Annotated in this window: 12 protein-coding genes, 1 tRNA gene and 1 pseudogene; 9 read left to right on the top strand and 5 right to left on the bottom strand. The window is 70.4% G+C overall.

Going from position 1 to position 12,723, the window contains the following annotated elements:
- Window positions 1-135 precede the first annotated feature (135 nt).
- The 4 genes and pseudogenes from ACFXA3_RS18500 (at window position 136) to ACFXA3_RS18515 (ending at window position 3,866) form a co-directional block, all read left to right on the top strand.
- Window positions 136-1,512, top strand: a complete 1,377-nt coding sequence (locus ACFXA3_RS18500) for a serine hydrolase (RefSeq protein WP_385187984.1) — start codon at window positions 136-138, stop codon at window positions 1,510-1,512.
- Window positions 1,513-1,755: 243 nt separating this feature from the next.
- Window positions 1,756-2,389 (top strand): annotated as a pseudogene (locus ACFXA3_RS18505) (ABC transporter ATP-binding protein).
- A gap of 21 nt (window positions 2,390-2,410) precedes the next feature.
- Window positions 2,411-3,442 (top strand): FtsX-like permease family protein, encoded by a 1,032-nt coding sequence (locus ACFXA3_RS18510; RefSeq protein ID WP_385187985.1) that lies wholly within the window; start codon window positions 2,411-2,413, stop codon window positions 3,440-3,442.
- Window positions 3,443-3,653: 211 nt separating this feature from the next.
- Window positions 3,654-3,866 carry a hypothetical protein gene (locus ACFXA3_RS18515; RefSeq protein ID WP_385187987.1) on the top strand — a complete coding sequence of 71 codons (213 nt, stop codon included), beginning with the start codon at window positions 3,654-3,656 and terminating at the stop codon, window positions 3,864-3,866.
- A gap of 131 nt (window positions 3,867-3,997) precedes the next feature.
- Here ACFXA3_RS18515 and ACFXA3_RS18520 read toward each other — a convergent pair whose 3' ends face one another.
- Entirely contained in the window at window positions 3,998-4,669 is a 672-nt protein-coding gene (locus ACFXA3_RS18520) for a TetR/AcrR family transcriptional regulator (RefSeq protein WP_385187989.1), read from the bottom strand.
- A gap of 130 nt (window positions 4,670-4,799) precedes the next feature.
- Between ACFXA3_RS18520 and ACFXA3_RS18525 the strand changes: the two genes are divergently transcribed.
- The 5 genes from ACFXA3_RS18525 (at window position 4,800) to ACFXA3_RS18545 (ending at window position 8,582) form a co-directional block, all read left to right on the top strand.
- Window positions 4,800-5,318: a hypothetical protein gene (locus tag ACFXA3_RS18525; protein ID WP_385187990.1), complete on the top strand. Its 519-nt coding sequence runs from the start codon at window positions 4,800-4,802 to the stop codon at window positions 5,316-5,318.
- A gap of 456 nt (window positions 5,319-5,774) precedes the next feature.
- Window positions 5,775-6,524 (top strand): hypothetical protein, encoded by a 750-nt coding sequence (locus tag ACFXA3_RS18530; protein WP_385187992.1) that lies wholly within the window; start codon window positions 5,775-5,777, stop codon window positions 6,522-6,524.
- A gap of 360 nt (window positions 6,525-6,884) precedes the next feature.
- Window positions 6,885-7,235 (top strand): VOC family protein, encoded by a 351-nt coding sequence (locus tag ACFXA3_RS18535; RefSeq protein ID WP_385187994.1) that lies wholly within the window; start codon window positions 6,885-6,887, stop codon window positions 7,233-7,235.
- 138 nt (window positions 7,236-7,373) lie between these two features.
- A complete protein-coding gene (locus tag ACFXA3_RS18540) occupies window positions 7,374-7,601 on the top strand; it encodes a hypothetical protein (protein ID WP_385187996.1) in 228 nt (75 codons plus the stop codon).
- 51 nt (window positions 7,602-7,652) lie between these two features.
- Complete coding sequence (locus ACFXA3_RS18545) at window positions 7,653-8,582, top strand: NADP-dependent oxidoreductase (protein ID WP_385187998.1); 930 nt, start codon at window positions 7,653-7,655, stop codon at window positions 8,580-8,582.
- A gap of 248 nt (window positions 8,583-8,830) precedes the next feature.
- On the opposite strand, the gene ACFXA3_RS18550 is transcribed toward ACFXA3_RS18545, so the two are convergent.
- The 4 genes from ACFXA3_RS18550 to ACFXA3_RS18565 form a co-directional block, all read right to left on the bottom strand.
- A tRNA-Arg gene (locus tag ACFXA3_RS18550) sits at window positions 8,831-8,905 on the bottom strand.
- Window positions 8,906-9,121: 216 nt separating this feature from the next.
- On the bottom strand, window positions 9,122-9,376 hold the full coding sequence (locus tag ACFXA3_RS18555; protein ID WP_385187999.1) for a hypothetical protein: 255 nt from the start codon (window positions 9,374-9,376) through the stop codon (window positions 9,122-9,124).
- Window positions 9,377-9,567: 191 nt separating this feature from the next.
- Window positions 9,568-11,196: an alpha/beta hydrolase gene (locus tag ACFXA3_RS18560; RefSeq protein ID WP_385188001.1), complete on the bottom strand. Its 1,629-nt coding sequence runs from the start codon at window positions 11,194-11,196 to the stop codon at window positions 9,568-9,570.
- Between the two features lie 560 nt (window positions 11,197-11,756).
- Window positions 11,757-11,906 (bottom strand): histone-like nucleoid-structuring protein Lsr2, encoded by a 150-nt coding sequence (locus tag ACFXA3_RS18565; protein WP_385188003.1) that lies wholly within the window; start codon window positions 11,904-11,906, stop codon window positions 11,757-11,759.
- Window positions 11,907-12,723: the final 817 nt, after the last annotated feature.

Below are 12,723 nucleotides of genomic sequence, written 5' to 3' on the forward strand. Positions count from 1 at the left end.
GCCACTCGATGAACGGCGTGACCAGCTTCGAGGAGGGCGGCGGCGTCTACCACGCGCTGCTCGGCACCATCGAGCAGGTCGCCCACCCCACCCGCGCCGGAGACGCCCCGCCGGACCGCCCTGCGCCGCGTCAAGGTGTGGACGCCGATCCTGCTGCTCCTCGCCGGGGCCTATGCCGGCGCCCAACTGCTGCGGCCCCTCCCCACCCCGCACCTCGTCGCCGCCGAGTCCACCCGCACCGTCGACGGCCGGTTCTCCGTCCCCTGGCCCACCCAGGGCCAGGGCGCAGTCCGCGTCTCCGGCTCCGGCGACATCGGCACGTTCGGCGAGCAGAAGCCCGTCCCCACCGCCAGCGTGGCCAAGGTGATGACGGCCTACGTGATCCTCAAGAGCCACCCCCTGCGCAAGAACGACCCCGGCCCCGACATCACCGTCGACGCGAAGACCGTGGCGGACGGCAACTCCGAGAACGAGTCGCGGATCCAGGGGCTCACGGCCGGTACGAAGTTCAGCCAGCAGGACATGCTCAAGATGCTCATGATCCCGTCGGGCAACAACATCGCCCGCCTGCTGGCGCGCTGGGACACCGGCGCCGACTCCGAGGCCGCGTTCGTGGAGAAGATGAACGCCGCCGCCCGGGACCTCGGGATGAAGAACACCACGTACACGGACCCCAGCGGTCTGGACGCCGGCACGGTCAGCACCGCCACCGACCTGCTGAAGCTGGCCGAGGCGGTGATGAAGGACGAGGTGTTCCGCGCTATCGTCGCCATGCCCAGCGCGCCCATCAAGGGGCTGGACGAGCCGCTCCTCAACAACAACGAGTTGCTCAGCGTCCAGAGTCTCAGCGTCCGCGGCATCAAGACCGGCTCCAGCACACCGGCCGGCGGCGCACTGATGTGGGCGGCGTACAAGTCGGTCGGCGACGAGACCACGCTGATCCTCGGCACGTTGATGCAGCAGCGTGTTGACGGCCCGGACCCGAACGCGAAAAGGAGCCTGGCGCTGGTGCAGGCGAACAGCAGGAAGATCATCGAGGCGGTGCGTACGGCCCTGGCGTCCACCCCGCTCGTCCGCAAGGGCGACACGGTCGGCTACGTGGACGACGGACTCGGCGGCCGCACCCCGCTCGTGGCGGCCAAGGACCTGAACGTGATCGGCGTCCCGGGCCAGCAGGTCAAACTCACCCTCACCGCCGGCGCCGCGCCGCTGCCGCACAAGGCGAAGGCCGGTACGGAGCTCGGCACCCTGACGGCCGGCGACGGCGAAGGTGCCAAGACCGTTCCGGTGGCCGTCCAAAAGGCCCTCCCCGAGCCCACCCGCCCCCCCCCCACACCCCCCCCCACAGGAACACACCGCGCCGCGCCGCCCCCCCGCGCGCGCGCCCCCGGGCCATCCCAGGCCGACGCGCTCAACTCCACAAGACCTCCTGGAGCCGAGCTCACCGCCGGGGATTCCTCAGGGTCGAGATCAGGGGCAGTCCGGAGGCGTGGACGCCGTCCACCGGCCTAGCGTCGGTGCGGCGGGTGACCACGCCCCGGCCAAAGCCCCAGACCCCACGGAAAAAGCGAGCGAGTGCTCCGGAACAAGGCCCTACCGGCACGGGTTTCACACCCGGCCTCCACCGTCGCACGGAAGCCGGGCGACCTGCTCCGGCTGACCGCCGTGCACAAGACGTACGGTCGCGGCGACCACCGGGTGCGTGCACTCGACGGGGTGGACACCGACTTCGAGGCGGGCACCTTCACCGCGATCATGGGCCCCTCGGGTTCGGGCAAGTCGACGCTGCTGCAATGTGCGGCGGGCCTCGACCGGGTCGACGCGGGCCAGGTCCTGCTCGACGGCGTGCCGCTGCACGCGCTCTCCGAGCGCGCCCTGACCGAGCTGCGCCGTGAGCACATGGGCTTCGTCTTCCAGTCCTTCAACCTGATCCCCGCGCTGACGGCCCGGCAGAACGTCGAACTGCCGCTGCGGCTGGCCGGACGCCCGATGGATCCCGGGGCGATCGACCGGGGACTGGCCGAGGTCGGCCTCTCCGAACGCGGCGAGCACCGGCCCGCAGAGCTCTCCGGCGGCCAGCAGCAGCGGGTCGCCATCGCGCGTGCGCTGGTGACCGGGCCCAAGGTGGTCTTCGCGGACGAGCCGACCGGCGCACTGGACTCGCGTACCGCGCGGGAGGTCCTGGCACTGCTGCGCGGCGTCGTCCAGGAGCACGGGCAAGACCGTGGTCATGGTCACGCACGACCCCGTGGCGGCTTCGTACGCGCAGCGGGTGGTCTTCCTCGCCGACGGCAGGGTGACCGGCGAGCTCTTCGATCCCACGGCCGAGACCGTCGCCCTGCGGATGGCCGCGCTGGAGCCCGGCATGGGCGGGACGAACCCGTGCTGACTGGTCGCCACCCTGCTGACGGTGCAGAAGTCCGGTGACGCCGTGGTGCTCGCCCGCCAGCGGCAGGAGGTCCACGCTGCCGGCGTCGTGGTGCCCGGCGGCACGGGGACCGACGCGCGCACGCTGGAGAAGCTGGCAGCCGTACCCGGGCTCCGGGTCACCCCCGTCGCCTCGATGAACATCCGGATCGGTACCGCGGAGGGCGACCAGATCGACTCGCTGAGCACGACCGCGCTGCCCGCGGCGGCGCTGGGCACCACCGTCACACCGCCCGTGCTCTCCGGCTCGCTCGCCGCGCTGCCCGACGAGTTCCTGGTCATCGACGAGCACGCCGCCGAATCGAACGGCCTGTCGGCCGGAGACCGGGTGGTCGTGCTGCTGCCGACCGGCACACGGGTACCGACCGTCATCGCGGCGGTCGTCGCACGCGGCCTGACCGGCGACGACACCTACCTCTCCGCGTCGCTGACCGGCGCCATACCGCCCAGCCGGGTCTACCTCGACTCCCGGACGGGCACGGGCACGGGCACGGGCCCGCGACTCGACGGGCACCAGACAGCCGCGGTGAACCAGGCACTGGCCGGCTCCGGTGCACACGCCGTGCCCTACGACGCCTACCTGGACGCCCAGCGCGCCCATGCCGCGGAACAGACGGACAACGCGGCGATGATCACCCTCGGGATCGCGCTGGCCTACGCCCTGATCGCCGTCGCCAACACCCTGGTCATGGCGATGGCCGGGCGCCGCCGGGAGTTCGCCCTGCTCGGGCTGGCCGGCACGCTGCGCAGCCAGGTCGTGAGGATGGCAGCGGCCGAGTCGGCCGTCGCGGTGGTCGTCGGCATCGTCCTCGCCGCCCTCGCGACCCTGCTGGCCGCAGTGACCCAGTACGCCGCGCTGACCGAACTCGTGCCCGCGGCGCCCACGGTCATCCCCTGGCCCCAGATCGGCGGAACCATCGCGCTCTGCACCCTCGTAGCCCTGGCCACCACAGCAACAGCGACCACCCACGCAACCCGCCGCCACCCCGTCGAAGCCGCATCCACCCGCGCATGACCCGCACCCGTCCCGGTCCCACCACCCGGACCCCCGCCACGCCGGCGACGAGTCGGTCGAGCCTGCGGAGGCAGGGCCGGAGGGATCCTCCCGGGGTGGGGGAGCGGAGGGCGGGGCGAGTCCTCACCCGCGTAACGACCTGCTCAGGAAGCACCCATTCCGGACTTGCTTGGGTAGGGTCGTGCACCAGTTCGTGAGACGGGGGCGGAGAATGTTAGAGCTTGGTGTGTTCTTCGGCGTGATGGGCCTGGCGGCCCTGTGGATGGTGTGGGTCGTACTGCGCCGCGGGAACCGGCGTACGGAGACTGCGGAAGGCCTGCTGATCGAGCAGGCCCGTAGGGAGCAGGCCGCGAGCGACCGGTCCTCCTACAGCTCGATCGCCATGCACAACTCCCCGACGCACGGGCGCAGGTACAGGCCGTAGGCCCACATCCCACATCCCGCAGCCCGCGCAGCTGAGGCCTCACGGCCATCCGGGCTGCACGTCCTCGACGAGGCAGCCGCCGGCCCGGACCCGCCGCCCGCCATCGGGCCGGGCGAAGACCGACGATCGGCCTACCGGTCGGACCGGGCCGCAAGGCCGTCCAAGAGGGCCTGCAATCCGGTCTCGTACGTGTTGTCGGGCGCCGCGTTGTAGCCCGCGGCTGCGCCGTCGACGCGCGCCCGCAGCCGCGGGAACTGCAGGGCGACCTCCGTCGCCCTGGTGATCGTCTCCCGGAACCGCTCCTGCGGATCACCCCCGTCCCGCCCCAGACGCCGCGTCAGCGAAGCCTGCGCGGAGGCGCCGACCGCGTTCCCGAGCACGTAGGTGAAGACGGCCCCCGCCGCCCGGTCCGCATCGGCGGCGGCGAATCCGGCGGCCTCGTACACGGCGAGGCTGTGGTCGTCGTAGCGCGCCTTGCCGGGCCCGTGGAACAGGTACGAACCGAGCGCCTGTACGAGCCAGGGGTGGCGGCCGAGCATGCCGTACAGCCCGTCCGCCATCGCCACGGCGGCCTCGCGCCAACGGTCGGCCGCGATGGCCGGCAACTCGATCTCCCGCCACACGTGGTCGCCGGCGAGCACGACGAGGTCGTCCTTGTTCTTGACGTGCCAGTAGACCGCGGTCGCGGCAGCGCCCAGCCGCTTGCCGAGGCTGCGCATGTTGAGACCCTCCAGCCCCTCGTCGTCGAGGAGTTCCACGGCGGTGCCGACGATCTGTTCGCGGGTGAGCGTGTCGCGTGCCATGCGCTCACGATAGGCGGCAGCCCGCGACTTGCACAAAGTTCAGGAGCACTCTTGCACTTAGTTCAAGTCCCCGGCTAACTTGCTCTTGCACTTAGTTCAAGAGTCGAGAGCCCACGCCGAGGAGAACCCCGTGAACACGTTCATCGCCGCCATGCAGCTGTCCGTCGCCGGCGCCTTCGTGAGCATCCCGCTGGTGCGGGCCCGTTTCGGCGCTGCCGCCACCACCTCGGCCCGTGCCGAACTGCGCCGCCAGGGAGTGCGGACCACCGTCCTGGAGGAGAACGGGATGCGCTTCGACGCCGGCGGCCACGAGACCTGGGCGCCCGTCTCGATCGCCGCCGTCATCACGGCCACCGCGGCGCTCAACCTGGCCGCCGTCTCCTGGGTCGGGATGGTGAACTGGATCGTCCTCGGGCTCGTCGTGGCCATCAACTGCGTGATCCTCTACAGCAACCTGACGGCCACCGCCTCCGTACGGGCCGCCTTCTCCCGCAACGGCGACCCCGAACTCGCCCGCATCGACGTCGCGGCCCTGCTGGAGGCCGCCGAGGCCGGCTTCCCGCGCTGGGTCTGGATCCTGCAGAACGCCCGCCACGTCGTGGTGTTCGCCGCCGCGGGCCTGGCCCTCACCGCGGCCGCCCTCGCCTGATCCGGCCCCGGCGGCGCCCCCACGGGGAGGGGTACCCGGTCGTCCCGGCGGCGGAAAGCGACGGAAACCACCCGTTCATCCATCCATGAAGAGCCCCGGACTCTCCCGTTCACCCGCAAGACGGTCGTGTTCCGCCCATCGGTCGGAAAGCGGGTATTCGGGGCATTGGAATGATCCGGCCCCACGGAATCGCAAATTCCCTATGAGTGGATTCCTTGGTTCCGGAACGCTGGCGGGCCGCCGCGTCCCCTTAACTCAGATGATCCTCAAATGATTTGGGTTTGATTGACTCGCTGCCGCGCGCTCGGGCACTCTTTGTGAGGCGCGACCGCGGGGACCGAAAAGGCGGGCGCGCAACACGGGGGGCCGGGGTATTCGGGGCGCGCTTTAGTGCGTGCGCCTCTCCCTTTCCTGCCCGAATTATTCGAGTGGAAGCAAAGAGGAGAGAAACCCAGTATGCGCTCCGCGATCAGAAAAGGCCTCACCACCACTGCCGGCGTCGCTCTTGCCGGAATAGCCCTGGCGGTGCTCCCCGGCTCGGCCCAGGCCGACGACGGCTCGGCCTCGCAGGCGGCCTCGCAGGCCGCCAGGGTCGCCAAGTACCAGGCTTATCTCGCGATGAAGTCGGCGCAGGGCGATGAGCAGGCCAAGGAGACGGCCCAGGGATTCTCGGCCCTTTCGGCCGCCCAGAAGACCCGGTTCCTCGACCTGCTGGAGGACCGCACCCTGATCAAGCAGCTCTTCGACGGAGCCGAGACCGCGGCTGCGGCGGGCATCACCCGCACGGAGCTGGCGGGCGGCGACGTCGTGGTGGAGCGCGAGTCCACCGGCGGTGGCGACGACTCGTCCACCAACTCCACCGCGGCACTGCGGGCGTCGGGCTACCGCGACATGTGGGCCTCGTACTCGTACACCGACAAGTTCCTGGGCGTGCGGGTCTCGCGGGTCACCGTGCGGACCAACTACCAGGTCAAGGGCAAGGACACCACCAAGGTGTACCCGGGCAGCGCCTCCCACTACCTCTACGTGCCGGGGTGCGACTTCTCCCACAGCCCGGTGAAGGAGTGGATCTCCTCGCCGCCGGCCGACAACGCCCAGAGCGAGACCGTCTGGACGGCCTCCTGCTGGGGCAGCGCCTGGGACAAGCGGGAGCGCGTCTGGGGCGACTACCGTGGCTTTGTCGGCGGTTACCTCAAGGACGAATAACAAAACCGGGCCTGCGTCCACCGCGCATGCTGCACCGGTGAACGCAGGCCCCGGTCCGGTCGAACGCGGGAGGGTCACCACATGACACTCCCACTGACGGGAGAAATCATGTTCGCAAGCATGGGATTCGGCCCGCTCATCCCCGTTCTTTTCATCCTCCTCGTCGCTTGCGCGGCGGGCGGGGCCATCTGGAAGAACCGTCACTCCCGCCCGTCCGGAGACGATTGACTTCAGCGAAATCCACCTTGCGCGCGCTGGAAAACCAACGTGTCGTCGAACCCATCCGGAGATATTTCCGACGTTGGCGTGCCACGATGCCGGGAACACGACCGGCAGCACGTCGACGGACAGGGGCCAGCCATGATCAGCGGTGCGCATGTCATCCTCTACAGCGACGACGCCGAGGCGGACCGCGCCTTCATCCGTGACGTCCTCGACTTCCCCGGCGTCGACGCGGGCGGCGGCTGGCTCATCTTCGCGTTGCCCCCGTCCGAAGTCGCCGTGCACCCGGCCGATGGCCCGCCCCGGCACGAGCTCTACCTGATGTGCGACGACCTCGATTCCCAGCTCGACGCGTTCCGCGCCAAGGGTGTCGAGGTCACCCGGCCGGTCAGCGAACAGCGCTGGGGCAGACTGACCGCGATCCGGCTCCCCAGCGGCGCCGAACTCCCGCTGTACGAACCGCTGCACCCCACCGCCCACGGCTCGTGACCCGGGTGCCGGCGTCCGCGGGCCCGCCGCCGGACCGGTGAGTCCCACAGGGGACTGCATCCTTTGGCCTACTTGGCCTACTGCGTTTTCGGCCCTGCGGAGGACGATCCCGCGGCACCACCGCGAGAAGGTTGGTCCGTGCGAACAACCATCGGATACACCGTCGAGAGCATCGGCTACGTCATAGGGGCCCAAGGCCTCGTCAGCTTTGTTTCGCAGACCTTCTTCGGCACGGAGTGGGGCTGGATGCACAAGGTCGTCGACCTGCCGACCACCGCCTACCTCGGCATCATCGCCGTCGGTCTGGCGCTCGTCGCCGGCGGGGTGAAGACGCGAAAGACCCCCGAGCACCGACGAACTGCCTGACGAGGGGGCCTCTCGGCCCCGAGATGCGCTGCTGGGCTGAGAATGGATCACATGAGAACGATCAAGCAGCTTTCCTTCGGCGGTCCGGAAGTACTCGAAGTCGCGGAGGCCGACCGGCCCAGCCCCGCGCCCGGTGAGGTGCTCGTGCGCGTACACGCCACGGGCATCAACCCGGCGGACTGGAAGGTCCGCGCGGGACATGTGCAGTGGTTCGGCGAGCCGCCCTTCGTCCTGGGACACGAGTTCAGCGGAGTGGTGGACGAGATCGGTGAAGGAGCGAGCGGCTTCAGGCCCGGTGACGAAGTGTTCGGCTGGGTGACCCCGCCGCGCGGCAGCCACGCCGACTACGTGCTCGTACCCGAAACCTCCATAGCCGCCAAACCCACCACCCTCGATCACGTGCACGCAGCGGCACTGGGCATCGCGGGCCTGACCGCCTACCAGACCCTGGTGAACATCGCCCAGGTGCAGCCCGGCCAGCGCGTTCTGGTGCACGCGGCGGCGGGCGGGGTGGGACATTTCGCCGTCCAGATCGCCAAGGCGCGCGGGGCGTACGTGATCGGCACGGCCCGGACGGCCAAGCACGCCTTCCTGCACGAGCTCGGTGCGGACGAACTCATCGATTACACGACGGCCGACTTCACGAGTCTGCGTGACGTGGACGTGGTGATCGACACGATCAGCAACGAGTACGGGCCGAGGTCGCTGCGTACGCTCAAGCGCGGCGGCATCCTCATCGACGTCGTGGGCGTCGGGGTCGACAGGACGGCCGTGACGGAACAGGCACGGGCGAACGGCGTGCGCTTCCTCGAGTACTACCTCGAACCCACCCCGGCCGACTTGGCAGGCTTCGCCGACCTGGTGGACCGCGCCGGGATCCGGCCGTCCGTGGAGCAGACGCTGCCGTTGACCGAGGCGGCCAGGGCCCATGAGCTGAGCGAGAGCGGCCGAGTGCGCGGCAAGATCGTGCTCGTCCCCTGACTCCCGGAAACGCGTCACCGTAGTCGCGGTCGACGCCGTCTGTGTGCAGCTGGCTCCGGCACGAAGCCCGCCCCACAGATGCCGGTGCCCGCGGAAAGCCCCCGACGCCACGCCATCCGTCAGCGCCCTGCCCCCGAGCGTCGCCGCCGCACCCGTCACACAGACGAATGCGGTCGCGGCGGACTCGGCCCGTCGAACGTCGACAGGTTCGGCCACGGCAAGCACGTCGACACATCGAGTGCACGCGGCGGGGTGGGGCCGGATTCGAACCGGCGTCATCCCTCTTCGCAAGAGGGTGCGACGACCTCTGCGCTACCTGCCCCGCCGCGGCGTGAACAGCGTACGCTTCCCCCACCCCGGGCTCTCCGGCTCCGCTCCCAGGCACAGAGCCCGCCCCGCCGCGATCCCGAGCAGGGGTCCGCCGACGACAGGAACACGTGCGCGCGGACGACTCGGGCCCGGACGGGCCTTGAATGTGGGTCTTCTGTGGGGGTATCCATTCGGCATGACTGGCGTAGCAGCGCTTCTTGCTGTACCAGTCACGGCGGATGTTGGTGCAGCCCCGGCGCGGGGCGCTGGTCCAGGACCGATTCCCCGACCCGGTGGCGGCCGCCGAGCAGCTCCGCGGCGGGCCGGTCCTCGATGGCGAGTTGCTCGTCTGGGAAACGGCCGCCGGCCGATCGCCCCTCGAAGCCCTCCGGCGCCGGGCTGCCGCCCGTGGCCGCACCGCCACCGCGCCGGCCGCGGACAGCCCGGCGTTCCACCGCCTTCGACGCCCGGCAGATCGGCGGCATCGAGCTGCTGCCCCTGCCCTGCGCCGAGCGCCGCCGACGCCCGGAGGTCCTCTTCGCGGCCCGCGCGCTGACCGCACCATGGACCCTGTGGCGTCGAGGGCCTGCGCAGACGTTCGCAGCCGGCTGCTTGACCGGGTTCAGCCGACTAGGTTCAGCCGACTACAGCGGGGCCGGGCGGCCGGGCCCTGTCGTCAGCGGGCTCCGGCACTCTCCGGATCCGGGGTGGGGGGCGGGTTGTGGCAGGTCACGTCCTTCGCGGGCAGCCGTCCCGTCGACAGGTACGCGTTGACGGGTATGTTGGCGCAGGCCGTGGGGTTGGAGAGATACACACCATGCCCCTCACCCCCCAGCGCCAGCACCATCCGCGATCCCTTGAGCGCCTGGTGCAGCCCCTGGCCGGTGGCGAGCGGGGTCATCGGATCCCACTCGTTCTGCACGGTCAGGACATCGGCCCGGGTCTTCATGGGTGTGGCCGGCTCCAGCGGCCGCTGCCAGAAGGCGCACGGTTTGATGTTCGACGCGAAGTCCCCGTACAGCGGGTGCTTCACCTTGTCCCGCGCCGCGTCCCGCGCGTACTGCTCCGGATCGCGGGGCCAGCTGTCCGTGTCCCCGCACACCACGGCCCAGTACACGGCGGTGGCGTTGCTGGCGGGAGTGGCGTCCGGAGCGTCCGACGCCCCTCCCGCGTCGATGCCCGGGCCGGCGGCCCGGACGCCGCCGAGCGGTGACTGCGCGCCGGGCTCCTTCCTGCCGGCGCCCTTCCCGCTCGCGCCCGGACCGGTGGCGCCCGGAGCGGTGCCGCCGCCCGGCGGCTGGGGCGCATTGTCGGCCGATGCCTTGATGGACTTGATGACGACCGAGGCAGCGTGGGGATCGAAGAAGAGCGACGGGTCGGCCCTGATGTCGTCACCCGTCATCTTCTCCTCGTAGTGGATGATCGGGTCCCGGTCGGCCCGCGCCACCAGCGCCCAGAAGGTGGCCGAGACCGCCTCGGGCGTGGCGCCGAGCCCATAGGTGTCCGAGCGCTCCGCCGCCCACCGCGTCCACCGCTCGAAGGCGGGCTCGGCTTCGGTCCCCCATGCCTGGATCATGCCGCGCCAGACGCGTCCCGGGTCCACGCCGCTGTCCAGGACGAACCGGTCGGTGCGCTCGGGGAACATCTGGGAGTACACCGCGCCGAGGTACGTCCCGTACGAGTAGCCCAGGTACGAGACCTTCCGCTCGCCCAGTGCGGCGCGGATGACGTCCATGTCGCGCGCCGTGTTGCGGGTGGTGATGTACGGAATCACATCGCCCGACTTCTCACGGCACTTGTCGGCGATTCCGCGAGCCCAGGACACGTCCGAGGCGAAGGTCTCGGGCCGGTACGCCCCGCCGACGCCCACCTCCGCTTCGCTCAGATCACCACAGCCGATCGGGCTGCTCTCGCCGACGCCGCGCGGGTCGAAGCCGACGAGGTCGTAGCGGTCACGTACGTCCTTGGGCATCTCGGCGTTCGTCCGCATCGGCCGGTACAGCCCCGAGGTCCCGGGGCCGCCGGGGTTGAGGAGGAGGACGCCGCGCCGCTTGGCGGGGTTCTCGCTCTTCATCCGGGATATGGCGAGGTCCAGGGTGCGCCCTTCGGGACGCTGGTAGTCGAGCGGCACCTTGAGGGTGGCGCACTCGTACGCCGCCGGCCGATCGGGGCTGCAGCGGTGCCAGGCCGGAGTCTGTCGCAGGTACGCGGGAGTCGTGGTGGCGGAGGCCGATGGCGTCGCCAGCGCAGGAAGGGCGGCGGCGAGGAGTCCGGAGGTGGCGAGCAGCCGTGTGAGGCGTTTCATGCGCGTGGTCCCGTTCCTTCGTCGGGTGAAATCGCTTGCGCCTCAACTGTGTTGGACGGGCAGGATAGACCGGAACCCTCCCAAGAACGATCTTCCGTCCCTCGCACGTACCACCTGAAATTCCGGACACGTGGCCGAGACCCATCCCCAAGATCCACGAATCCGCCGGGGCTTCCGGGACGGTCGCACCCGTCCACTCGTAGTCCCCTCCCCCTCAGGGAGGACAACCGTGGCACGACGCCGACTCGCCCGCTCCGTACCCACGATCGCGCTGCACCCCGAGGGTGACCCGGCCGACCATGCCGAGCAGGGACCATCAACTGGACCGTCACTACTCCATACCCGAGCACCGAGGACCTCGTCGCTGCGCGAGAGATCACCACGCTCATCCAGCAGATGCCGCAGCGGCGCCGTCAGGAAGCCGCCCACCTGCGCTACCTCCAGGAGCGGGACTACAACGAGAACGCCGAACAGCTCGGATGCTGCCCGGCCAGCGCCCGCGTCTTCTACAAGGCTCGGATGAGGGGGGGCGCTGGCCGCTCGTGTCGGCTGGGTGATGTTCAGCTGTTGGCGCGTTCCCAGGCTGCACGGACTTCGGCGGGGATCCGCCCTCGGGGAGGGACGTCGTAGCCGTTGTCCCGAGCCCATGTGCGGATGGCGGCCGTATCGACGGCGGGTTGGTCCGCGATCGGTTCCGGTTTCCACAGCACCGGCTGTGAAGGGGTGAAGGACGGGCCGCTTTCGAGGAGGTCGCGGGGGAACTGGGGGACCGCGGTCTGCCCGCTCAGTACAGAGGTGAGGAAGTCGACGAGGGGCCCGTCGAAGATGAACCACTGCGGGCCGCGGGCTTCGTTGACCGCGATCCGCCAGCGGTCGGGTTCCTCGACGGGATCGGTGATCCAGAAGATGTGCTCGCCGTTGTCGGTGCCCCCGATGGGGGTTCGTGTCTGATCCCTGGTGGTGTCGTATGCGTACTGCTCGGTCCGTTCTCGGCCCCGGACCTCGGTGATACGGCCTGCAGGGTCAAGGCTGTAGCCGCGTCGCCCGTACCGGGAGTCATCGATGCTGGTGGGCGACCCGTCTGCCTGCTACGTGAAGGAACGCTCCAGCACTTTGCGCGTGGGCGGCGCGGCGAATGGCGCGGCGTGGCCGGCTGGACTGCGGGGCACCTTCGTCCGCAGCGTGCCGCCCCTTGGGCCCTGGCGGGCCCGGCGGCCGATTCGTCGGCGCCCTGCGGGAGCGGTCACCGGCGATTCGGTCCGCTGCGTGGACCGCCCCGTCCTGAATGGGACAGGGTTTCGACCCTGCGTCTTCGTTCAGTTGTCGAAGGCTCGTTCGAGGCGGCGGCGCCGCTGCTCTTCGCAGCCGTCCGGGTGTCCCCTGACCGCGCTGATGTGAGAAGGGCCCGGGCGGCGGCGACCGGGGCCGTGGTGGGGGTGGTGGTGTTTAGAACGGTTACCAGGCGCCGGGGATGGGGGTGTCGCCGGGGTTGGCGTAGGTGAATCTGGTGGCGACGGTGGCGGTGTG

The organism is Streptomyces sp. NPDC059456, from assembly GCF_042750055.1.
Classification (GTDB): domain Bacteria; phylum Actinomycetota; class Actinomycetes; order Streptomycetales; family Streptomycetaceae; genus Streptomyces.